Here is a 24330-nt window from a genome sequence, read left to right as displayed (position 1 = left end):
CCACAGCCACGGCGTTTCGCGATCAAACAACTGGGACGATATTTGAATGACGACAGGATACATGACATGAGCGGGTGGCATTGGCTTGCAATACTTCTGGTTTCTGGCTTGGTTTTTTCCATCTGGGCCTTCCAGCGCTGGGGTATTTACGAGTTCCCGAAAACCGAAGAAACGCCTGCAGCTTACGGCCTGTCGGAAGTTGTCGTGAAAGAACTCATTTCAGAAGACGGCGCGCGCATTCAGGTTTGGGTGTCTTCACCAGATGAAGGCGCGCCGACCATTTTGTCGTTTTACGGCAATGCGGCAAAGATCGGCGGTTCGATGGAGCGGTTCAAACCCTTGATGGCCAAAGGCTATGGTATTGTGGTCATGCAATACCGGGGGGCAAGTGGCGACAAGAACCGATCGTCGGAGCGAGGGTTCGCCATGGACGCACGGGCGCTTTACGATCAAATGGACACCCTGATCGGGCGCGTTGTGCCATCTGAACGACGTATATTACATGGTTTGAGCCTAGGTTCGGCCGTGGGCGCGCGGCTGGCATCTGAGCGTGAGTTCGGCGCGGTTATACTGGAGGCTTCAATGCCGCGTGCGTGCAGGTACTATACCAAACGCTACCGTGGTTTTCCCTTTTGCTACCTTATGTGGTCCGAGCGCTACGATACCGTCGACCTGATTGACCGCGTGACGGCCCCAAAGCTGTTTGTACATGGTGCAAAAGACAAATCTCTGCCTTTTGAGTGGGCAGTCCAGTTGGCCGAGATCGCCCCGGATCCAAAACGGATTGTCGTGTTCCCTGATGGCGGGCATGCCGATTTAGCAAAACACGGCTTGATTGATCTAATGTCTGAATTCATTGAAGATGTGATACCGTCAGCGGAATGATGGCGTCTGTGTTATTCTGGGCGAACCATTATGGCGCAAGGGCAGATTGGTCGTTCAGTTAATCAGTCGTTTCACGATGTACTGGGCCAAAGCCGCCCCGTTTTTACCGGTGACCATTGATCGGTGATCGCCTTCGACATGAAGCGTCTGAATGCGGCGTTCCGGCACCCATTTCTCCCAACCATAGGTGTCAGATTTTTCCCGTACCAAGAGTTCGCGCACCGAGGTCGGGTTGCTTTTGAACAACAAGACATCACCGTCGAATTGGCCGCCTTCGTAATGGCGTGCCGCGTCGATCCAAGCCATCTTCATGATCCTGTAGCGATGATAAGATGGATTATAATGCTGTAGCAGTTTTAATGCAGGACCCCGATAGACCAGGTTCTTGAAGAAACTGCGCGACCGCTTTTTCAGATTTGACAATCCGCTGTCACGCATCAATGCCACTTCGTGCTCAACACGTTTTCTTAACGGCAATGAGGCATTCGTTCCGAAATCGGCCACAAATCCTGGAGCAAATGTGTCCAGAACAAAGAAAACATCAACGACGTCGCCCTGTGCCTGCAATTGGCGCGCCATTTCAAAGGCTGTGAATGCCCCGCCTGAATATCCGGAAAGGACATAAGGACCGTTTGGTTGGTGTGCCTTCAAATAGGTTATGTTGTCGGCGGCCATTTCCTCGATGCTGTTGCGTGGGGTGTGACCAAGGATGCCCCGTGTTTGAAACCCGATAACGGGGCAGGTTTTGCCCAGACTGCGGGCCAGATCCGCCAGGTTGTTAAGGTTGCCTCCGACCCCGCCTACGATAAAGAGCGGCCTGTTCCCGGTGCCGGGACCGGGGTGGATCACGGTCGAGGTGTCCCAGTCAAGGTCTTTGGCATCCTCGGTCAAGGCGAGGGTTGAATCTGCTTGCCCCTCATCTATCACTCCGGCCAGATCACGGATGCTGGGATTTTGAAACAGGGTCGAGATCGGAAGGTCGAGCGAGAACTCTGCCCTGATCTTGTCAAACAAGCGCACGGCGAGCAAAGAGTGCCCCCCTAGATCAAAGAAGTTTGCCTCGGCGCTTATGGTGTCCAGTTTCAGAACGTCGCTCCACATCTCAGCAAGTCGGCGTTCTGTTGCATTCTGCGGTTCCAGATAGTCCCCCATCTCCATGGCGTCCGAAAGGGGTGGCAGGGCTTTGCGATCCACTTTGCCGTTCTGGTTCAAGGGAAGTTCGGATACCGGAACATAGAAACTCGGGCGGGCATATTCCGGGATGCGTGTCTTGACGTGTTCCGCCAGAATGCGGCGCGACGGCGTTTTGTCTTCCGGCACAATGAAGGCTGCAAGCACCTTGTCAGTTTGCCCTTCAGGGACCACGGCGACGACGACAACCTGTTTCACCATAGGATGATCTTCAAGCACGCTCTCAATCTCAAGCGGTTCTACGCGGAACCCTCTGACTTTGACCTGCGTGTCCTTGCGGCCATAGAAGCGCAAAGACCCATCGCCGGGGTCCATAGCCAGATCACCAGAGAGATACAGCCGCAAGTCGGGATCCCATGGCGCCGCAACAAACTTTTCGGCCGTCAGGTCCGGGCGGTTCCAATATCCCAGTGCCAGACCGCGACCCGCGATGCACAGTTCCCCCTGAATGCCAGCAGGCACAGGGTTCATCGCTTCGTCGACGATAAAGATCTGCGTGCCGGGGATGGCTTGTCCGATGGGAAGAGATTTGCCAGAGACCGTGTCTTCGTAGGTAATGGGATGGGCGTTGGTGACATTGCTTTCTGTTGGGCCATATCCGTTTATCACGGTTATATTAGGACACGCATCCATGACCTTTTTCACGTGAGGGGGCGATACGACGTCACCGCCAACGATCACCTGATCTACTTTTTCGAAAGTCAGGGGATTGGTGTCTGCAACGGCATGAAAAAGACCGGATGTCAGCCAAAGCGTGTTGACATCATGGCTGGCCACGGCGGTCGCCAGATCGGAAATGGATAATGTTCCATCTGGCGGAATGACGACGGTGCCGCCGTGCAAAAGCGCTGCGAATATATCGATGATCGAGGTATCAAAAGCAAATGCCGAGGAATGAAGCGTCACTGTTTCCGGACCCATCTTCAGCCAATCGGTATCACACAGCATTCTGATAACTGTGCGATGGGGCAATACGACCCCTTTGGGTGTACCGGTGGTGCCGGAAGTAAACATCACATAAGCGATGTCTTCACCTGTCAGGTCCGGCTTGGGTGCCTCCTTTGCATCAAGGTCCAGATCAGTCAGAGAAATCGTTTTCACGCCGGTGTCTGCAACAGGATCGCACGTGCCAATCAGCACCCCGATGCCGGTATCTTCCGCCATGAAACGTAGGCGGTCAGCGGGCAGGGCGGTATCAAATGGGACGTAGCCAGCACCGGATTTCAGGACGCCCATAACCGCGACAATCAGATCAACCGATCTTCTGGATGATATCCCAACCAGCTGCCCGCGCTGCACGCCCAGATCGACAAGCCATTTTGCCAGCGCATCGGATCGGGCGTCCAACGTCTGGTACTCCATCGTTGCGTCGCCTTGACGGACAGCAATCCTGTTTGCGTGCTTTTCAACGGTGGCTGCAAAAACCTCGGTAATGGTTTGAGGCCCAAGAGCGCCCGGATCCTCAAAGGTTCCGCTGCTAGGCTGGATGGAACCGGACAATAACGCACTCGTTTTGCCGATTTTGACATTCGGATCAGCCGTGAGACCTTCAAGCAGCGACAGGAACTGGTTCAGGTATCGCTGGATCGTGTCCGCATTGAAAAGGTCGGTGTTATAGCTCCAGTAAAGCTTTGCTCCACTGGGGGCATCCAGCAGATTGAAGAAGATCTCGAACAACTCGTTACCGGTCGGATTCACTTTGAACTCGGTCGAAAGCCCGCTGTAGGGCAGGGCGTCAATCTCGGACAGGTTGTCGATATTGACGATGATGGGCACCAGCGCCAGACGCGATGGGTCGCGCGGAATGCCAAGGTCGCGCATCAATGACCCATAAGTATAATTTTGATGATCAAGCGCCGACAAAAGATTGCGCTTCACCTGTGCAATCAGGTCAGCAAAGCTCTCTTCGGGTTGCACCGAAGACCGTATGGGCAGGAAGTTCACACAATGCCCAACCGTATTCTCTGACCCGAAGGACAGCTGGCCGGCGGCCGGCAGCCCAACAACGATATCGCGCGAACCGGTCAGATGCGAAAGGAACAACTGGAACGCGGCAAAGACGACATTTTCAAGTGACGAGCCGGTTGCCTTCGCCATGTCCCGCAGACGCTTATCAAGGGACGCGCTTAGGGCGGTGTCGATACGTTCAGCCGAACTGGTTCTGACGGGGGGGCGTGGTCGATCCGTAGGAAGATCCATAACAGGGACATCGCCCGAAAAGCGATCGAGCCAGTAGTCACGATGCTCCGTCGCCCTGTCGGTGACCAACCAGTCCTTTTCCTCGGCGACGAAATCCACAATGCTTTCGATCGGTGGAAGCTTGGCGTCGCGGGCTTCGACAATCGAATTATAGATTTCTGATAAGTCCCGCATGATAACACCAATGGACCAGCCATCGCAGATCATGTGGTGCAGCCCTATCAGCAATTCGTGCCGCGCAGGGGCATAGGTCAGAAGACGCGCCCGCAGCATCGGACCATGTTCCAGATCAAATTCTGTCGATGCCACATCGTGGTGTATTGATGCGCGCGCGTCAGATTGCTGTACCGGTGCCGCATCCTGCAGATCGGCGGTTTCAAGTGCGAATGCCACATCGGGAGAAATCGTCATTTGCAAGCTGTGGGGGTCGAAGGTCGCCCTAAGGCTGTCATGCCGTTGTCCGACACGTTGAAGCGCCTGCGTCATCGCATCGGCGTTGATATCCCCGTCGATATGAAGGCTGCAGGACAGGTTGTAAGCTAGGTTCGCACTTGGGTTGCTAAGGATGGCCGAGAAAACTTCCCGCTGTCCTTCAGTCAGCTCGCTGCTGCGCGCCTGTGGCGTCTCGTTCGTTCCGGGGCTGGCCGTATCCGGCGTTTCGGCGGGCGCGGTCTCATCAACATAGCCGCGCGATCGCATCGCGTCCGCCAGCGCGGATACGGTTGGGGATTCATAAAGCTGGGCAAGCGGCATATCGACGCCGAAGGACTTGCGGATACGATTGAACAATCGCACAGCGTTCAACGAATGGCCGCCGAGCGCAAAGAAATCGTCATCCGGCCCAATGGAATTTACGCCCAGAAGCTGCTGCCATTCACTGGCTAGGGCGGCCGCCAACGGATCCGAGATGGCCACTTCCGCACCCGCGCCTTCGTCCTCTGATTGGGATTTCGGAACTTCTGCCATCGCAAGGCGAATTTGTTCCAGGGGGACCGGGGCTACCGTGACGTTCTTCCCCATAATGTTGAAAACACGGGTAAATACTTCGTCCGCGTCGCGACGGCGAATTCCTGTCGCCAACATTTTTTCAGTCAGGCTTGTGGCTTCTTGACCGGGTCGCAAGTTGCCTCCGGCAACAGCGCGAAGCACGAGGTTTTCGATCACGACAACCAAAGCACCGGACCCATCACGAATTTCCACATCGAAGGCTGCGATGCTTTTCTTCGCCGTGTTACGGCGCACCGCGCGTGAAATGATCTTGGCTGGCACAGGCGCAAGGACCGACACATGTTCGAACGAGATGGGAACATACACGTTGCCTTCCATCTCGCTTGCATCAATCAAATGCAGCCCCACCGTCATTGCCATATCGACAAGCGCGGGGTGAAGATGAATCCCAGTTTCCAGATCAGACAGAAAGGCGTCTGGAAGGGTAAACTGACCCTCTGCATACTTCTGATCAATTCGGATTTCGCCGATGTTGTTCCAGCGCGGCCCGAAGTCAATCAGCACCTCTTGTGGCGTCTGGCCACTTCGTGGCGCGAGTGTTTCTGGGGCAACAAAGTCGGGCAAGCCCGGCGTGGGCGACCCTTTCTGACGTGGCTCGATCCGGGCATTGGCGTGTTCGACGGGCGGCTTGTCGGTGCCCGCTGAACTTGTGATCCTCAGGTCAAATCCCTCGTCAGACGGAGTCAGGTGCACATCAACATTTCGTGCAGCACTGTCAGTGAAGACCATTGGCGCCGCAAGCGACAAGGATTGAATTTCGAATTCCACCGAACCGAACTGATCTTTCGCCGCCTCGGCTGCTATTTCAAGATAAGCGGTGCCGGGCAGGACCGGAGTATCGCCGACAATATGTTCTGCGATAACCCAGTCATCCATGGGGTCCAGACGCCCAGAATAAACCACAGCGCCATTCTCATCCAGCTGTCGCGATCCAAGAAGTGCGTATGGGCTGTCCGATTTGGGGCCGACACCATAAGTTTCAGCCGCCATGCCAATGTCGCGCCAGATGCTCCATGCAATGGAAAGCCCATCAGACCGTTCGGCGGCCAGTGCTTCAAGATAAGCATTGGCGGCGATGTAATCGCTTTGACCTGCGGGACCGATGACTACGGATGAAGATGAGAACACCGCAAAAAGGTCAATCGAGCCATCCGGCAAAAGCTCTGCAAGATGTTGCGCGCCGATGATCTTCGGCGCCATGATGGTATGCGCCTCGTCCAATGATTTGACCGAGAAGGGCGCGTCGGCGATCGCACCAGCCGCGTGTATCACACCATTGATGGTGCCAAATTTGGCCTTGGTCTGTTCAATTGCGTCTGTCAAAGCGGCTCTGTCAGTCACATCAACAGCGAAATAAGCAACATCGCCACCAAGTTTTCTGATTGCCTCGGTCAGCGCATGATCTTCCTGTGCCGACCGGGACATCATCGCGATCTTGGCATGAGTTGTTTTCGCCAACCAAAGCGCCAGTTCGCGCCCGATGCCGCCCAGACCGCCGGTTACGACATAAACGCCGCCGCGCTTCAACCGACCGGGCAGATCTTTGGATGCTGCGATTGACGAGGGCGATCTTTGAGGGATCAGACGTTTCTGATTCAGATAAGCAAGTTCGTCTGCCGCATCCGCGCTGGCTGCTTCCGCAATAACGTCCTGAGCGCGCGCGGATGTGGTTTCGATCCCGATCAGTGCAGCTTCCAGCCCCGGAATTTCGCGAGGGGCCACACGTACCGGCCCAATCAGCGACTGCATATCTGGTGAGATCGAGACCAGGTTCTGTGCATCTGGCGCGACTGGCACAACAAAAGCCAGCTTTGAGTTTGGTCCGATGCCATTGAGCTGCATGGCACGCAACAAGAGATAGGCATGGTCAAAGGGCGCTGCGGTGTCCGTTGTCTCTAACGGCCACAACTGCAACATCGTTTTGCTTCCATCACCCAAGGCCTCGAGAAGTTTCTCGAAATCTTCTGCAACGTCTGTGCGGATCTCAAATTCGTTACCGGATTGGCGATAGGCATCGCCCGCGCGAACAACGGTCACTTGCGCCCGGGATGATTTCTGGAGCGTCGCCAGGACGTCGTTTGCGAACGGGTTCTGGTTGGCAAAAATCACCCATGAACCAGAAATCTCGGGCGCGGAACCAGCGGGCTTTTCTTCGACCCAAGCCGTAGTTTCCAACCATGTATCGATATCTTCGCGGCGGTGCAGGCTGGGCAGTTCCTCTTCGATGGGTTTGGCCGCTGTTTGTATTCCGGGTTCAATCCAGTGTTTGGTTTTATCGAACGGATAAGTGGGCAACGAGATTTTGCGCCCGGTCTGTCCGGGCAGCCGTTGCCAATCTAAGTCGACACCATTTGCCCATAGCCCGCCAAGGGCAGCGACCGACACGCCAATTTCGCTGGTCTCGTCCTTAGGCTTTGGCGCGCAGGGGATCAGTCCGCGCGGAGGATTTGCTCCCGGAATCATCTGGACCAACGGAAGCAATGACTGCGAGGGACCCATATCAATGATTATCTGGTCCGGTTTCTCCAATACACATGATATCGCGTCTGCGAACCGCACCGTGTTGCGTAAGTGTCTGACCCAATATTCGGCCGAGAGGAAATCATCATCGATGCCCCAACCGCCGCGCAAGGCAGATACCATCGGAAGTGTCGGAGTGCCGAATTTGATGCCTTCGAACCCTTTGCGGAACCGGTCAAGTTGCCCGTCCAGCAAGCGGCTGTGCGCAGCGACGTCCAGCGGTATCCTGCGGGCAGCGTGTTCCGTTTCGCAGAGTTGTTTTTCCAGCGCTGCGATCTCGTCCATATGGCCTGAAATGACACTGACTTCAGGCGCATTCAGGGCGGCAATGTCCAGATTGTCACCGACCAGTTTTCGAACAGTGGCTTCATCGGCGGGGATGGTGGTCATCGCGCCTTTGGGCGCGTCATCCATAACCTGCCCCCGCAACGTCACAACCCGAAGCGCATCGCGCAGAGACATGGCTCCGGATACGACGGCCCCTGCGTATTCCCCGGCCGAGTGCGCGACGATGCTGTCTGGTTTAATACCCCAGCTTTCCAACTGCTTGGTGTATGCATAACCAAGAATGGTCAGGGCCGGGATCGCATAGGCGGATTTCGTGCTGAGCTTGTCGCGCGCATCGTCATCGGCAAGTGTGCGCAAGAACATCACTTCGTACAGATCGTCCGGCGCGCTTGCAGGCAGCAGTGAAAAACACTCGTCAACGGCAGCCTTGAAAACGGGTGACTGCTGCAGCATCTCGGCGCCCGCGCCGGGATATTGCGCGCCGCCGCCCGGATACATGAACACAATGGAAGCGGCAGAGTTGCTGTCGGATTTACCAGCTTGCAACAGGGCAGGGGCAGCACCAGTCAGGGCTGCGAGAAGATCGTCCTTGGTTCTGGCAGCAATGGCCATTCTGGCTGGAAATGCACGTCGCCCATTTATCAATGTATGAGCGACATCACCCATCCTGGTATCGCTTTGTTCAAGAAAGGACGCCCAGTTTTCGTTTCCACGCGCAAGTGCCGCGTCGTCACGGGCAGAAAACGGAAATACACGCCAGCAGTCTTCAGCCGGTGTTTCGGGCCGTTCCGGTGCCTCTTCTATGATTACATGCGCGTTAGTCCCGCCAACGCCAAGCGAGTTGATTGCCGCCCGTCTTGGACGCCCTTCGGACCTCCACGGCTTGCCTTCACCAGAAACCTGAAACGGGCTGGACGAAAAATCGAACCGGCTGTTGGGTGTCGAGAAATTGGCAGTTGCAGGGATGAACCTGTGGCGCATCGCTTCGACGATCTTGATCAAGCCAGCGACACCCGCAGCGGTGTCCAGATGCCCAATGTTGGATTTTACAGAACCGATATCAATCGATGACTTGTCGCCGGGGCCATAAACGTCGTTGAGCGCCTCTAGCTCGATCGGGTCACCGATGGGTGTCCCTGTGCCATGAGCTTCGATGTATGAAATCGTTTCCGGTTCAACCTGTGCAATGGCTACCGCTTCCCCTGCGGCCTCGGCCTGCCCTTCGACAGACGGCGCAAGATAATTTGCTTTCGAAGACCCATCATTATTAATCGCCGAGCCAAGGATAACGGCCTTGATGTCATCACCGTCGGCCAATGCGTCTTCCATCCGGCGCAGCGCCACCAGCGCGGACCCTGAACCGAAAACCGTGCCTTCACTGGCTTGGTCAAATGCGCGGCAATAGCCATCTGGTGACAGGATTTCGCCTTTCGCGAATTTATAGCCAACCCGGTGTGGCAACTCGATCGTGACACCGCCGGCAAGGGCCATGTCACACTCGTAAGACAGCAGCGCATTGACAGCCATGTGGACCGCGACAAGTGATGTCGAGCACGCGGTCTGAACCGCCACCGATGGACCGGTTAAGTTCAGAATGTACGACGCACGGGTTGTCAGGAAATCCTTGTCATTCCCGGTATGGCGCAACAGAAACAAGCCGATCTCTTCCACGAGGTCGGGATTAGAAAGCAGGTTGTATGGCAAATAGGCCTGCATGCCTGAGCCCGCATATATCCCGATGCGACCATCGAAGCTTTCCGGGACATGGCCCGCGTCTTCCAGAACTTCCCAGCAGGTTTCAAGAAAATGCCTGTGTTGGGGGTCAAGGATCGCCGCTTCGCGCGGTGAAAACCCAAAGAAGCCAGCATCAAAACTTTCCATCTCAGGCAGGATATTGGCCGCCTTGACATAGTTTGGGTCCGCCAATGCTGCCCGACTAACGCCCGCGGCAAGCAAGGCCTGATCGCTCAGCTTTGTAGTCCCGACCCGCCCGCTGGAAATTAAATCCCAGAATTCCTCAACATTTCTCGACGCGGGAAATCGACCTGCACGCCCCACAATGGCGATGCGGTTATCCGGTTTGCTTTCCTGCGTCATGCCTGAATACTCGATATTTGGCGGTTTTGCATCATGAACTCAGCGCCTGCCCATACGTGCAAGGCGGGCGGCGGCGCGTGCAGCACCACGATTAGCAGCAGTCTGATCGGTTTTGGTTTCACCGCTCATAAATTCGCTGAGCTTGCGGACGGTTGGATATCGGAACACATCGGTGATCGAGATCGCCCGATCCAACTTGCCCTTCAGAGCACGCTGCACCTGAACGACAAGCAGTGAGTGTCCCCCCAGATCGAAGAAGTTGCTGTTGACCGAAAAATCGTCGATCCCCAATGCATCGCGCCACACCTGATAGATGATGTTTTCCGTTTCATTATCAGGGGCTTCGGCGGGTTGATCGGTCCTGGATCTGACCGGATGAGGCAGCGCATTGCGGTCGACTTTGCCGTTGGGTGTCAGCGGTATCTTGTCTAGGACAACAAACTGTGACGGGACCATGAAATCGGGCAAAACGGAGGACAAAGCCTGCTTGAGGTGCTCGGTTGATGGTGGCGTGCCGGACGATGTAACGTAGGCGACAAGGCGAGTGTCGCCCGCCGAAAACTCGACCGCCTTGGCAACGGCTTCAGCGATGGACGGGTCTGCACGAAGTTGGGATTCGATCTCGCCCAGTTCTATCCTGTGACCGCGAATTTTGATCTGGTTATCGATACGACCCAGAAATTCAAGGACACCGCCCGGTCTGCGACGAACCAAATCGCCTGTCTTATAGAAGACGCCGTCATCTGTTTTGACAAACCTGTCGGCGGTCAGGTCTGGCTGCTGCCAGTATCCGTTCGTGACACCTTGCCCGCCAATCCACAATTCGCCAGCAACGAATTCGGGCAAACTGTGGCCCTGCGTTGAACGTATGTCCAAACGAGTGTTGGCGATTGGTTCGCCCAAGGGAACAATATGCTCTATCTCGCTGAGCTCTGCACAGGAGGACCAAATCGTTGTCTCTGTCGGGCCATACATGTTGAAAAACCTTGCGTCGGTCGCAGATCGTAAATCGCGTGCCAGATCCAGAGGCAGGGCCTCTCCGCCGACCATCAGCACATCAAGATGCGAAAGCGCACGCTGTCCCGGCTCGTCCGCAGCCAGCATTGATGCCATTGAGGGCGTACATTGCAGATGCGTGATATCTTTTTCCACGATTTCTTCCGCAACGGAGGCTTTTCTGCCAACGCCGCCTTCGGCTTCCAGCGCGTCCATGAGCGCTTTGATATTGGGCAGGTTTTCAAGCGCGATATCTGTATCAACGCCGAAATCAATCAAACAGCCGATCTCATCGACGCCAATGGCCGTCACCTGACGCACGATGTCTTTTGCGCTTTCGGTTGTGCCGAACAAACCTGACGTCATGTAGTACCGCTCGAATGCATGATCGAGCAGCTGATCCAGATCTTCCGGTGAAAGCTCTTCTTGTTCGAACATTTCAACCGGTGACATGCCTGCGGTGTTGGCGCGCTCAACAATTGTCGGGAAAGTCCATGCAGCGCGTTTCACAAGATCTACGGCGCTTTTAAGGTAGCTTTTCATCGGACCGCGCACGGTTTCGCGCACGGTTTCTTCGTCGTCACCCACGAATGTATGAAGCATCAGGGTGACAGTACCATTCCCGGGGTGGCCAGCCTCACGCCACGCTACACGGTAGGCTTTGATCTTTTCAGATACCTCCTCAACCGTTTGCCCCAGAAGGTGAGTCAACACCCCGCAGCCTTTTTGGGCTGCCGCAGCAAAGGTTTCCGGATTGCCAGCCGCAGTGAGCCACAGCGGCAAATCAGCCTGCATCGGTTTTGGGTGGATCTCGACGTCTACCGGTTTGCCATCATGCCCGGCAAACGTCTGTTTTTCACCGCGCCACAGCGATCGCAATGTATCAACGTTTTCAAGCATGATGTTCTTGCGGTCCGCGAAAGCATCTGGCCGGACGACGAAGTCGTTTGGTTGCCAGCCAGACGCCAATGCGATGCCGGCGCGCCCGTTTGACAGGTTGTCAACCAGCGCCCAATCTTCGGCCACACGAATGGGGTGATGCAACGGCAAAACCGACGATCCCGCCCGAAGCTTCACGTTCTTTGTAATACCGGCCAACATGGCCGCACTAATTGCGGGATTTGGGTACAATCCGCCAAAGGCATGAAAATGGCGTTCGGGTGTCCAGATCGCTTCAAAGCCATTTTCGTCTGCGAATTTCGCGCCTTCCAGCAACAGGCGATAGGCATGATGCCCAGTTCCAGCCACTTCGGATGCAAAGTAAAACAGCGAAAACCCTGGCAGATCAGCACTAGCCGGACCATCGGTCTGAAGCACAAGCGTCAGCCCGCGGGTCAAGGTCCAAAAAAGTTCGAGAACCGAGATGTCGAACGAGATCGAAGTCACGGCGAGAAAGCGAGAGCTCGTACCATAAGGGATCTTCTGATCCATCCCTGCAAAGAAGTTCTGGACCGCTCTGTGCGGGACCATAACCCCTTTCGGAGTGCCGGTCGAACCGGACGTGTAGATCAGGTAAGCAAGTTCATCCGACGACACTTTGGGCATCGGTGCCGCTTCGGCGCCTGCGGTGGGAAGGACAATTTGGCTTGGTTTAACATCCAGAAGGGATTGCGTTTTGGTGCTGGCAACCACCAGACAAGCGCCAGAATTCTCGATCATGAAAGACAGGCGTTCAGCTGGATAATCGGGGTCCAGTGGCAGGTAAGCTGCCCCGGATTTGAGGATCGCAAGCAAAGCAACAACCAGATCGACAGATCGTTCAATACAGAGACCGACAACTTTTCCGGACTCAGCACCTCGATGCATCAACTCGCTGGCAAAAATATCCGCATGTTCTTTCAATTCCTGATACGTGAGCGTTACGCCCCCTACATCGAGTGCAATCGCATCAGGCGTCTTTTCCGCCTGCTGGTCAAAAGCGTCATGTATGGTGAGGTCAAAATCGACCCCGGTTCCAGAGTCGCGCAATTCGTCCTGATCAGTCAGGGCGAGACCAGTCAGCGGCGCCGACGAGTTTTCCAAAAAGTTCCGTAAAAAGAAGCTGAAATGTCCGGCCATTACGGTCAAGATATCTGCGTCAACGCCACGCGCCACGAACCGAGGATTATCCGCGATCAGGGCGAACGTGCCACCGGTTAAAACTTCTTCGTCCGCGCCTTCGGATGCGAAAATTACAGACAGGGCAAGCTGAGATGCTTCCCGCTGTTTCGGATCGGTTAGGCGCCGCGGAAGGTCAGCAGCCATGGGCGCCAAGGCCCGCGCATCTTCCAAAGCAGCATCGAATTTGGCGGTTGTGGTTAATCCGGTGTCATCTGGCGTCAGGTCAATGCTGACCAAGCGCCGGTCAGACAACGCGGGATGAAGCGACGGTTCGCGCAGCGCAAATGTGGCGCTGGATTTGCCGGATAACGCACAAATCCATGCCAGATATGCTGCACTGAGGTGCGTTGTTGAACAGGCGGGTAAGTCTAGTGGGGCCCTAACGACACCTTCCTGTGTTTCCGCAGCTAACGGGTATGGGGGGACCGCAGGAAAGGCTTTCGAGCAGATTTCTTCCCATTGCGCTTCATTGTGGCCCACGGCCTTTAGAAGTTCAGCCTCCAACTCAGTCGAGGTTTGGAGAATTTCACCTGCCTGAAGAGACAACGCCGCGAAGTCCACCGGATCGCCGGTCAAAGTGCTCAGATCAGAAAGAACGACATGCGCGTCTGCTGCTGCAATGACTATGCTGTCGTCCTCAACAGAAATGACTTCGCCCGGTGTTCCCCCGTGGTCATCGCTGATCTTTAAGTTTCCGACAACAAGCAGAGTGTGCCCGGTCAACAGCTTTGCGGTTCCCAAGGGATTGGCATAATTGCCAAAATCAAGTCCGCGAACGATTGCCGACAATGACTTGGCGGGTTGATCAAACCGCAACAGCCCCAGATTGGCGGGACGCTTGATACTGGAGTGCCAAAGCATCTTTCCGCTTTGAGGGGTCGCATTCAGTGTGCCCGCAAACAAATCTTCCAACAGATCGCGGAATGTTTCCAGCCCGACCTCGTAGCATTTGGCGTTCAGGCTGAACGCGGTTTCTGTGCCTGAAATGGGGAATGACTTGGTGCGGTAAATACCCCCCGCATCGACCTGCATGGTCATTTCGTGCCAAGTGACCGCGTGCTGTTCTGCACCGGACAGAATGGCCCAGACCGGCACGTTGCGCCCGGCAAGGTCTGGCAACGGGCCGTCGTGGAAGTTAATCGCGCCGGTCTTGGCTTGTGCGACCAATTCTTCGGGCAACACGCTGAGATTGGCGACACTGAAAAGCCAATCAACGGATATGCCACCTAATTTAGGGTCTTCAGGAGTGCCCAAAACGGGAATTTCTTTGGATCTAGCCCATTCTGCAATCTGGGTGTCGGAAGAAATAATACCGGCACACTGGCCACCTTTTTCAAGAAAGGCTTCGGCGCACTGGATAAGCAATGTCCCATTACCGCAAAAAACACCGTTCATGTTTAAATCCTTGTCTCCGTTGACAAAAGCAAATCAAAGTCGATTGCTGTTTGGCCGCAAATCCGCAGGCCGTATGTCTCTAAAATTTGAACAAATCAATTTGAGTGTGTGGTCGGATGGCGCGAAATACACCAATCCATCCAGCCAAGTCGTGTTCATAGAATTATTCTGAACGGCGATGCTGATTGTGAGCGAAACAACAAAAAGAATGATCGGTCAGGAAAATGCCTCCCGTTCCATTCTGCCGTCAGCAAACTCAAGATTTCCCCCTATTCCCTTCCTTTCCCAGCACTTTTGGCCGATGCCACACATGGGTATCAGTGCGCGAGCTTTGTCAGCAACTTGTTTTTCTTCTGATACCAAGAATCATGTTGGGGGGCTTGCCGTGCTATGTCCAGTTTTTTCTGGATTGCAAATTCGAGAAAGGCCGTGGTGCATTTTTAGCCAGCCATGAAGGCATTAGATGCAATGGGTAGGACCTTGGGATACGGGCGATTCCTGTCAAACCTCATGATGTCGTGAAGCAAAGGCTACGCAGCTATTTCTGCAACATTGCACTTCTGTTTGCAGGAAGCTGTGTATCACCACCACGAGTTCGCGGTTCATGACTTAGATCAAGGAAGCTGAACCTGCCATCCCACACAGTTCTGGCTGAAACGCGAAGAGGATTCGGAAATGCGCTGCGTGGGGCAGATGTCAAAGATCGTTGTGGGGCCCGTTTGTCGTGCCACCAACAGTGGTGCTTTGGTGGTCTCGATGCTTGCGCTGGTTTTGCAACTCATCACCTCTTCCATCGGTTACGCCTCCAACGGTACCTGGATCGAGATTTGTTCTGATTTTGGAACGGAATACGTGCAGGTAGACCTGTCCGAGGCGCCGACAGGTGATCATGACAGATGTCCCGATTGTGCGAATTGTGCGATGTGCGCGGTCTCGCTGACCGGGCTTGTCGGCGAGAGCCACACAAGTTTTGCACCCGTGTTCGCCGTGGCTTCGGTCACGCAGCAGCAGTCCCAGACCGATGGCCCGGCCTTTTGGCGGGCATGGCCGGAAACCCGGGGTCCTCCAGCCGCGAAAAAGAACAAAACTGACCGCGCCACCTGCGCGTTTATAGCGACATTCCAAGAAAACGGAGGTGCGCTGTGAACGTAAAGCGCGCGATTTCTCACTGGCTCAGTGCCATTGTCGTGATCCTTGCCGGGGTCATGGCGGGCGAGGCAAACGCCGAAAGCCTCGCAAATTTCCTTCCCGACATAACGCCCTCTGAATTGGTCGAAGGTGCCGACGCGTTCGGCCCGATCCGCGAGGATGTGCCGGTAGCCCCCGTCCTGAAGGGCGGCGAGACCATCGCCTATGCCTTTCTGACCTCGGATTTCGTCGGCACGACCGGGTATTCGGGCAAACCCATCCATGTTGTTGCGGCGATTGACGCCGATGCGGTGTTGACTGGCGTGAAGCTGGTCAAGCACTCGGAACCGATCGTGCTGATCGGTATTCCCGAATCCAAGATGGTGAAGGTGACCGAAGGCTATACCGGGCTGGATTTGAAAGCCGAGGTGGAGGCGGGCGGCACCGCGCATGATCTGGACATCATTTCAGGCGCGACCGTGACGATCATGGTGATTGACGACAGCCTTGTGCGCGCAGGCATCAAGGTCGCGCGCGGTCTGGGCCTAGGCGATCTGTCCCCGGCACAGGCCGAAGGGCCGAAACGCGAAGTCGACATGACGCAAGAGACCATTTCGGACTGGACGACCTTGGCAGGTGACGGATCGGTGCGTCGTATGACGCTGGATGTGGGTCAGATCAACGCCGCGTTTGAGGAAACCGGCGATGCGCGCGCCATCAAACGCCCGGAAAAGGGTGCCCCTGATGACACGTTTATCGACATGCATGTGGCGCTGGTGTCGGTGCCGTCGATCGGTAAATCGCTGTTGGGTGAGGCGGAGTATAAAAACCTGACCGCTTGGCTGGAGGAAGGCGAACACGCGATCCTTGTGATGGGGCGTGGGGCCTACAGCTTCAAAGGGTCGGGTTATGTCAGGGGCGGCATCTTTGACCGTATCCACATGATCCAAGGCGACAAGTCGGCGCGCTTCTTTGACAAGCAACACCTTCGGGTTGGGTCTCTGGCGACCCCCGACAACCCCAGCTTTACCGAGATGGACCTGTTCAAGATCCCGGCCGAGGCCGACTTCAACCCCGCCGAACCTTTCCGTCTGCAATTGTTGGTGCAACGCGCGGTCGGGGCAATTGACAAGACCTTCCTGACCTTTGATCTGGATTACAAACTGCCGCAAAGCTATTTGCTGCCCCTGCCTGCCGTCGCGCCCGTGCTGAACGATGCCGATGACGAGGCTGCCGCCAAGTCGCAGTTGTGGAAGCGCATCTGGAAAGACAAGTCGGTCGAGATCGGCATTCTGGGCGCGATGCTTTTGGTGCTGACTGGCGTGTTTTTCTTCCAGTTTCAGGCCACCGCTAACGCACGCGTCTTCTTCTGGTTCCGCATGGGGTTCCTGACCTTCACGCTGTTCTTCCTTGGCTGGTATGCCAATGCGCAGCTGTCGGTGGTGAACCTGTTGGCGTTGATCAACAGTTTGCGCAGTGGTTTCACCTGGGACGCGTTCCTTATGGACCCGCTGGTGTTCATCCAGTGGTTCGCTGTCGCGGCCGCTTTGGTGTTCTGGGGCCGTGGGGCCTATTGTGGCTGGCTGTGCCCGTTCGGTGCGCTGCAAGAGCTGACGAACCGCATCGCGCGGGCGTTCAAGGTGCCGCAATGGACCCTGCCTTGGGGGCTGCATGAACGCCTGTGGCCGCTGAAATACATGATCTTCTTCGGCCTGTTTGGGCTGAGCATGGTGTCGCTTTCGATGGCTGAAACCTATGCCGAGGTTGAGCCGTTCAAGACCGCGATCATCCTGAAATTCGTGCGCGACTGGCCCTTCGTGGTCTTTGCGGTCGCGATTATCGTCGCAAACCTGTTCGTTGAACGGTTCTATTGCCGTTATGTGTGCCCGCTGGGCGGCGCATTGGCAATTCCGGCCCGTATCCGCATGTTTGATTGGCTGAAACGCTATCACGAATGCGGCAATCCCTGTCAGACCTGTGCCAATGAATGCCCCGTTCAGGCCATTCATCCAACAGGCGAGATCAATCCCAACGAGTGTGTCGACTGCCTGCATTGTCAGGTTCTGTATCAGTCGGCCGACAAATGTCCGGTTGTGATCCGCAAGATCAAGCGGCGCGCAAAAACCGGCGTGGCGGACCTGAATATCCCGCCAAAAAACCCACCGGCTAATCACCCTAACGCCAAGACGTCATAAATTCCTTGAAGGAGGTAAAACCAATGACCGAAGAAACGAAAAACCTATCCATGACCCGTCGGGGCATGTTGGGGGCTGCCGCTACCACTGCGGTCGTCGCCGGCACCGGCGGTATCGGTGGTTCGATGATGACGGCGACCCCGGCACGTGCTGCGGGTTCAACCGAGCTTGCACCCGGCGAGCTGGACGAATATTACGGTTTCTGGTCGTCAGGTCAGGCCGGCGAGCTGCGTATCCTCGGTTTCCCGTCGATGCGCGAGCTGATGCGGGTTCCCGTGTTCAACCGCTGCTCGGCCACAGGCTGGGGCCAGACCAACGAAAGCATCAAAATCTTTGAAGACGGCATGTTGCCCGAAACCAAAGCGTTCCTGGCCGCCAATGGCAAGCGCGTGCATGACAATGGCGACCTTCACCACCCGCACATGTCGTTCACCGATGGCACCTATGACGGTCGTTACTTGTTCATGAACGACAAGGCCAACACCCGTGTGGCACGCGTGCGCTGCGACGTGATGAAGCCTGACAAGATCGTGGAAATTCCGAACGCAAAAGCCATCCACGGCCTGCGTCCGCAGAAATTCCCGCGCACCGGTTACGTATTTGCCAACGGTGAAGACGAAACACCGATCGTCAATGACGGATCGATCCTGGACGAGCCCGATAAGTATGTGAACTTCTTCACAGCACTTGACGGTGACACGATGGAAATCTCGTGGCAGGTCATGGTCTCGGGCAACCTTGATAACACCGATTGTGACTATCAGGGCAAATATGCCTACTCGACCTCGTACAACTCGGAAATGGGTATGAACCTGGCCGAGATGACCGAGAACGAACTGGATCACGTTGTCATCTTCAACCTTGCCGAAATCGAAGCCGGCATCGCCGCAGGTGATTTCACCGAAATGAACGGCGTCAAAGTGATCGACGGCCGTAAGGGTCAGAACAAGAAATACACGCGCTATGTTCCGATCCCGAACAGCCCGCACGGCGTCAACACCGCGCCCGACATGAAGCACGTCGTGATCAACGGCAAGCTGTCGCCGACCTGTTCGATTCTGGACGTGACCAAAATGGACGCGTTGTTTGAAAGCGATGCCGATCCGCGGTCTTGTGTTGTTGCCGAGCCTGAGCTTGGTCTTGGCCCGCTACACACTGCCTATGACGGTCAGGGTAACGCCTTCACCACGCTGTTCCTGGACAGCCAGGTGGTGAAATGGAACATCGAGAAGGCAATCGAAGCCCATAACGGCGCTGATGTCGATCCGATCATCTCGAAGGTGGACGTGCATTATCAGCCCGGTCACAACTCGACTTCGATGGGTGAAACCAAGGAAGCAGACGGCAAGTGGTTGATTTCGATGAACAAGTTCTCGAAAGACCGGTTCCTGAATGTGGGTCCGCTGAAACCTGAGAACGAGCAGGTCATCGATATCTCGACAGATGATATGAAAGTGGTTCACGACGGTCCGACCTTCGCCGAACCGCATGACTCGATCATCGTGCGTCGTGACATCGTGAACCCGAAAGACGTCTGGGATCGTAACGATCCGATGTGGGCCGCGACCCGCGCACAGGCGGAAGCTGATGGGGTTGATATCGACGACTATATGGACACTGTCATTCGTGATGGAAACAAAGTCCGTGTTTACATGTCGAGCCAAGCGCCGACCTTCTCGCTTGAGACGTTCGAGGTGACCGAGGGCGACGAGGTGACAGTGATCATCACCAACTTGGATGACATTGATGACCTGACCCACGGCTTCACCATGAACAACCATGGCGTCGCGATCGAGATCGGGCCGCAGGCGACAGCCTCGGTCACGTTCACAGCCGCGAAACCGGGCGTTTACTGGTATTACTGCCAGTGGTTCTGCCACGCACTTCACATGGAGATGCGCGGTCGGATGTTCGTGAAACCGAAAGCGTAAACCATGCGAAACCTGCTTCCTTTTCTGACGGTGCTGTTCACCCTTCTGATGACATCTCTGGTGTCAGCAGCCGAGGTGATCGTGCCAGCAGAGGAGGGGGCACTTGCAAAAGCCATCGCCGGGGCCACCCCCGGCGATGTGCTGATCTTGTCACCCGGTCGCTATGCGGGCCCCGTGACACTCGACAAAACCATCACGCTGGACGGGCGCGGCAAGGCCGTGATCGACGCTGGCGGCACCGGATCGGTGATCACCGTGACCGGCGCGGATATTGTGGTGCGCGGGCTGGAGCTTGTGGGGTCCGGCGACAGCCACGAAACCATCGACAGCGGGGTGCAGCTGACCAAGACGGCGCGGCGCGCTCTTGTCGAAGACAACAGAATTCTGGGTAACCTTTACGGCGTGGACATCCACGGCGCACGCGACAGCATCGTGACGGGAAATACCATCGAAGGCCGTCAAGACCGCCACATGAATAGGCGTGGCAACGGCATTTACGTTTGGAATGCCGCCGGTGCGCAAGTGCTGAACAATGATGTCCGCTTTGGTCGCGATGGCATCTTTGTCAACACCTCGAAAAAGAACCTGTTCAAGGGCAACCTGTTTCGCGATCTGCGGTTTGCCGTGCACTACATGTATGCCGACCGCAGCGAGGTGTCGGAAAATGTCTCGATCGGCAACCACCTTGGCTATGCGATCATGTTCACCAGCCACGTGAAGGTGTTAAACAACGTCTCGATCAATGACCGTGACCACGGGGTCATGCTGAACTATGCCAATGAAAGCGAGTTCGTCGGCAATTACGTGAAGAATGCGTCTGACCGTTGCACGTTCCTCTATAACGCCAACAAGAACGTGTTCACGGATAACTGGTTTGAAGGCTGCGATATTGGCATTCACTTCACCGCCGGGTCCGAGCGCAACCGGATCGTCGGCAACAGCTTTGTCGGCAACCGCACGCAGGTCAAATATGTCTCGACCAAATGGGTTGAGTGGTCCGAGGATGGGCGCGGCAATTACTGGAGCGATTTTGCCGCCTTCGATGTGGATGGCGACGGCATCGCAGACGCCCCCTATCGCCCCAATGACAGCATGGACCATGTGCTGTGGACCCAGCCTGCTGCGAAACTTCTTCTTGGGTCGCCGGCCGTGCAGCTTGTGCGCTGGTCGCAATCCGCTTTCCCGGCGCTTCTGCCCGGTGGCGTGATCGACTCGAACCCTCTTATGCGCGCTGTAAAACCAGCCGCGAGTGAAAAGGTGCCTTATGACTGATAATGCATTGACCATCGAACATGTCCGCAAGGACCGGGGCAAGATCACGGTTCTGGATGACGTGTCGCTCAGCGTCGCAGCTGGCGAACGGGTGGCCCTTCTGGGTCACAACGGGGCCGGCAAATCGACCCTGATCAAAACAATTCTTGGCCTTACACCACTCACGGATGGCCAAATTCGCGTCGGCGACGCGAAGCCCGGCAGCGGGGTTGCCCGCCGCACAACCGCTTATTTACCCGAGGCGGTCAGCTTCCATCCGGCGTTGACCGGACGCGAGCAGCTGACGCTGTTTGCGCGCCTTGACGGGCAACCCGCCGATGTGCCCGGGCTTCTGGACCGGGTCGGGCTGGGCGACGCGATGGACCGCCGGATTGGGGCTTATTCCAAAGGAATGCGGCAACGTTTGGGGCTGGCGCAGGTGCTTCTGGGCAATCCGAAAGTCGCGCTGCTGGACGAACCGACCAGCGGGCTTGATCCGATCTCGCGCCAGGACCTTTATGCGATCATTGATGAACTGGCCGCCAATGGCACGGCTGTTCTGATCGCCAGCCATGCGCTGACCGAGGTCGAGGCGCAGACCGATCGCATCGCCATTTTGCGTAAGGGGATCAAGGTGGCCGATGACACGTTGGAAAGCCTGTCCGCTCAGGCTGGCCTGCCCACGAGGTTACGCATTCGCGCTAGCGGCCAACATGCCGACGAAATTGCTGCGGCAACGGGCGGCACACGGATGAACGGAGCATCTGTCGAAATCCTCTGCACGCCCGATCTGAAGATGGAAGCGCTGCGCCGCGTGGCAGCCATGGGCGAAGTGATCACCGATATCGAGATGACGCCGCCACGGCTTGAAGACCTCTATCGCCATTATGCCAAGGAGCGCGCGCAATGACCCGCTTTCTCGCCATTGCCTCGACCGAAATGCTGATCCTGCGCCGCAACCGCTGGCTGCTGATGGCGACCGTTATCATGCTGCTCTTTGCGCTGGCGCTGACCTTCGCAGGCAGTGCGCCGACCGGATCGGTGGGCGTTGATATGTTGACCGTCTCTGTCACCTCCATGACCACGCTGTCGGTCTATCTGGCCCCACTTCTGGCGTTGATGATCAGCTTTGATGCCATCGCGGGCGAGGCGGAACGCGGCAGTCTGTCGCTGCTTTTGTCCTATCCGGCTGGACGCGGGGAGATCCTTTTGGGCAAATTCGTCGCCCATCTGGCCGCACTGGCTTTTGCCATGACCGTCGGGTTTGGTGCGGCGGGCGCGATTGCGGCATGGTTTGGCGGGGCAGGGGCGGACAGCCTGACCGCGCTGGCGCGTCTGATCGGCACCTCGATCCTGTTGGGCGCGGTGTTTCTGGCGCTTGGCTATCTGGTGTCAGCGCTGTCGCGCAGTGCCACGGCGGCGGCGGGTTTGTCGGCGGGCCTGTGGCTGGTCTTCGTCGTCCTTTATGACCTTGGCCTCTTGGGCGCGGTGGTGATGGACGGCAGCGGAGATTTCACCCGCTCGGTCTTCCCATGGCTGATGGTGGCCAACCCGGCCGATGCGTTCCGGGTCTGGAACATCTCGGCCTCGGACGGCGTGGCGATGGCATCGGGCATGGTTGGGGCGGCTCAAACGCTGCCAGCATGGGCGGCACCGTTGTCGCTTGCCCTGTGGCCGCTTCTGGCCTTTGGACTGGCGCGTGCCGCCTTCAAAAGGGTCGAGCCATGAAGCGCCTGATTGCCCTGAGCCTGCTGGCGCTGGTTGCCTGCAATGAAGACGAGGCGAAAGCCCCGCCGCCTCCGACGGACCTGACCGAACAGGCGCTGAGTTATTTCTGCCAGATGAACGTGGCCGAACATGGCGGACCCAAGGGGCAAATCCATCTGGAAGGCCATCCGGCGCCGTTGTTTTTTGCGCAGGTGCGTGACCTTGTCGCCTATCTGAAAAGCCCCGAACGCGAGGCTGAGATTACCGCGATCTATGTCAGTGACATGGGCGTTGCGCGGAGTTGGGCCGATCCCGGCAAAGGCAACTGGATCACCGCCGAAGATGCGATATACGTTGTGGGCGCCGAAGTAGCCGGCGGCATGGGTGCGCCCGAGGTTGTGCCCTTCGCTGATGATGAAAGCGCCGGTGTGTTCATTGCGCAATATGGCGGTGAAACGCACAGATTGGACACCATTCCCGATGACGCCGCACTTGGTGCCGTCGACCTGAACAAGACGTTGGAGACACCTTCATGAGCATCCTGAATCGCCGTCGATTTCTGGCCATCTCTGCCGCCGCTTTGGCGGTGCCGACGGGTGCCAGTGCCTCTGTCGCACGCTGGACGGGTCGGGCGTTGGGCGGGCCGGTGTCGATGCAGCTTGTGGGTGTTCCACAAGCCGATGCGGATAAGATTTTCGCAACCGTCGAAGCTGAATTGAACCGGCTGGAAGATGTCTTCAGCCTGTATCGCGAGACGTCTGAACTGTCGCGCCTGAACAGGTTCGGAAAGATCGGCGATCCCTCGGCGGACCTTTTGCATGTGCTCAGCGCTTGCGCCAGCCTGCATGCGGCAAGCGATGGGCTGTTTGACCCCAGCGTTCAGCCGCTGTGGAAGGCGCTGGCCCTCAATTCGGGCAACGATGCCATTGCGACGGCAAAGGCTGCTGTGGGCTGGTCGAAGATCAACTTCGATGCACTTCATGTCAGACTGCCGGCCGGCGGGGCGCTCACGCTGAATGGTATTGCCCAAGGCGCCGTAACCGACCGGATCGTCGCGCTTTTGCGCGGCCAGGGGTTGCGCGATGTGCTTGTGGATATGGGCGAGATCGCAGCGATGGGGCAGGGGCCAAAGGGCCCGTGGTCCATTGGCGTTGCGCAGACTGACGGCACGTTGGTGCACCGGCTGACTGCGACCGACCGGGCAATTGCGACATCGGTGCCGATGGCGATGCAAATCGGGGGCGATCAGGGGCATATCCTGTCGCCGACTGGTGGCGCTCCGGTGCAAGAACTGGTGTCGGTTTCCGCACCAACCGCGATGATCGCTGACGGGTTGTCGACTGCGTTGTGCCTGGTGGATGACGCCACAGCAGCCCGCATTGTTGCAGGCTTCCCCGATGCGAAGATCGAGGTGATGACCAGCGCGGCTTAAGCCACGC

At 56.7% G+C, this 24330-nt stretch carries 11 protein-coding genes; 9 read left to right on the top strand and 2 right to left on the bottom strand.

All coding sequences use genetic code 11. The features are described from left to right. The first annotated feature begins 66 nt into the window (after positions 1–66). On the top strand, positions 67–885 hold the full coding sequence (locus K3556_RS16260; protein ID WP_260519316.1) for an alpha/beta hydrolase: 819 nt from the start codon (positions 67–69) through the stop codon (positions 883–885). 54 nt (positions 886–939) lie between these two features. Here the strand turns inward: K3556_RS16260 and K3556_RS16255 are convergent, their stop codons facing one another. Next, positions 940–10188 carry a non-ribosomal peptide synthetase/type I polyketide synthase gene (locus tag K3556_RS16255; RefSeq protein ID WP_260519315.1) on the bottom strand — a complete coding sequence of 3083 codons (9249 nt, stop codon included), beginning with the start codon at positions 10186–10188 and terminating at the stop codon, positions 940–942. A 39-nt stretch (positions 10189–10227) separates the two neighbouring features. Further along, positions 10228–14679, bottom strand: coding sequence for a MupA/Atu3671 family FMN-dependent luciferase-like monooxygenase (locus K3556_RS16250; protein WP_260519314.1), 4452 nt, complete (start codon positions 14677–14679; stop codon positions 10228–10230). A gap of 756 nt (positions 14680–15435) precedes the next feature. Between K3556_RS16250 and K3556_RS16245 the strand changes: the two genes are divergently transcribed. From K3556_RS16245 to K3556_RS16210, 8 genes are read left to right on the top strand one after another with little or no spacing between them, the layout of a single operon-like run. Further along, positions 15436–15825: a DUF2946 family protein gene (locus K3556_RS16245; protein WP_260519313.1), complete on the top strand. Its 390-nt coding sequence runs from the start codon at positions 15436–15438 to the stop codon at positions 15823–15825. 59 nt (positions 15826–15884) lie between these two features. Then, positions 15885–18002, top strand: a complete 2118-nt coding sequence (locus K3556_RS16240; protein WP_260519425.1) for a NosR/NirI family protein — start codon at positions 15885–15887, stop codon at positions 18000–18002. A 23-nt stretch (positions 18003–18025) separates the two neighbouring features. Next, a complete protein-coding gene (gene nosZ, locus K3556_RS16235) occupies positions 18026–19933 on the top strand; it encodes a TAT-dependent nitrous-oxide reductase (RefSeq protein ID WP_260519312.1) in 1908 nt (635 codons plus the stop codon). Positions 19934–19936: 3 nt separating this feature from the next. Continuing rightward, positions 19937–21205: a nitrous oxide reductase family maturation protein NosD gene (locus K3556_RS16230; RefSeq protein WP_260519311.1), complete on the top strand. Its 1269-nt coding sequence runs from the start codon at positions 19937–19939 to the stop codon at positions 21203–21205. Continuing rightward, positions 21198–22094, top strand: a complete 897-nt coding sequence (locus tag K3556_RS16225; protein ID WP_260519310.1) for an ABC transporter ATP-binding protein — start codon at positions 21198–21200, stop codon at positions 22092–22094. Before K3556_RS16230 ends, K3556_RS16225 begins: the two co-directional genes overlap by 8 nt. Then, on the top strand, positions 22091–22912 hold the full coding sequence (locus K3556_RS16220) for an ABC transporter permease (protein WP_260519309.1): 822 nt from the start codon (positions 22091–22093) through the stop codon (positions 22910–22912). The genes K3556_RS16225 and K3556_RS16220 overlap by 4 nt, the downstream gene beginning before the upstream one ends. Further along, a complete protein-coding gene (locus tag K3556_RS16215; RefSeq protein WP_260519308.1) occupies positions 22909–23427 on the top strand; it encodes a nitrous oxide reductase accessory protein NosL in 519 nt (172 codons plus the stop codon). The genes K3556_RS16220 and K3556_RS16215 overlap by 4 nt, the downstream gene beginning before the upstream one ends. Beyond that, the gene (locus K3556_RS16210; RefSeq protein WP_260519307.1) at positions 23424–24323 is read left to right on the top strand and encodes an FAD:protein FMN transferase; all 900 of its coding nucleotides are present in this window, start codon (positions 23424–23426) and stop codon (positions 24321–24323) included. Before K3556_RS16215 ends, K3556_RS16210 begins: the two co-directional genes overlap by 4 nt. Positions 24324–24330 lie beyond the last annotated feature (7 nt).

It is taken from the genome of Aliiroseovarius sp. M344 (assembly GCF_025140835.1).
Lineage (GTDB): Bacteria > Pseudomonadota > Alphaproteobacteria > Rhodobacterales > Rhodobacteraceae > Aliiroseovarius.
The sequence above is the reverse complement of the archived record's forward strand: the minus strand, read 5'-3'. Positions and strand labels throughout refer to the sequence as shown.

Excerpts from the sequence above, each read along its gene's own strand:
- K3556_RS16260 (WP_260519316.1), top strand. The coding sequence starts at position 67 with ATGAGCGGGTGGCATTGGCTTGCAATACTTCTGGTTTCTGGCTTGGTT.
- nosZ (WP_260519312.1), top strand. The coding sequence starts at position 18,026 with ATGACCGAAGAAACGAAAAACCTATCCATGACCCGTCGGGGCATGTTG.
- K3556_RS16220 (WP_260519309.1), top strand. The coding sequence starts at position 22,091 with ATGACCCGCTTTCTCGCCATTGCCTCGACCGAAATGCTGATCCTGCGC.
- K3556_RS16215 (WP_260519308.1), top strand. The coding sequence starts at position 22,909 with ATGAAGCGCCTGATTGCCCTGAGCCTGCTGGCGCTGGTTGCCTGCAAT.
- K3556_RS16210 (WP_260519307.1), top strand. The coding sequence starts at position 23,424 with ATGAGCATCCTGAATCGCCGTCGATTTCTGGCCATCTCTGCCGCCGCT.
- K3556_RS16255 (WP_260519315.1), bottom strand. The coding sequence starts at position 10,188 with ATGACGCAGGAAAGCAAACCGGATAACCGCATCGCCATTGTGGGGCGT.
- K3556_RS16225 (WP_260519310.1), top strand. The coding sequence starts at position 21,198 with ATGACTGATAATGCATTGACCATCGAACATGTCCGCAAGGACCGGGGC.
- K3556_RS16245 (WP_260519313.1), top strand. The coding sequence starts at position 15,436 with ATGCTTGCGCTGGTTTTGCAACTCATCACCTCTTCCATCGGTTACGCC.
- K3556_RS16240 (WP_260519425.1), top strand. The coding sequence starts at position 15,885 with ATGGCGGGCGAGGCAAACGCCGAAAGCCTCGCAAATTTCCTTCCCGAC.
- K3556_RS16250 (WP_260519314.1), bottom strand. The coding sequence starts at position 14,679 with ATGAACGGTGTTTTTTGCGGTAATGGGACATTGCTTATCCAGTGCGCC.
- K3556_RS16230 (WP_260519311.1), top strand. The coding sequence starts at position 19,937 with ATGCGAAACCTGCTTCCTTTTCTGACGGTGCTGTTCACCCTTCTGATG.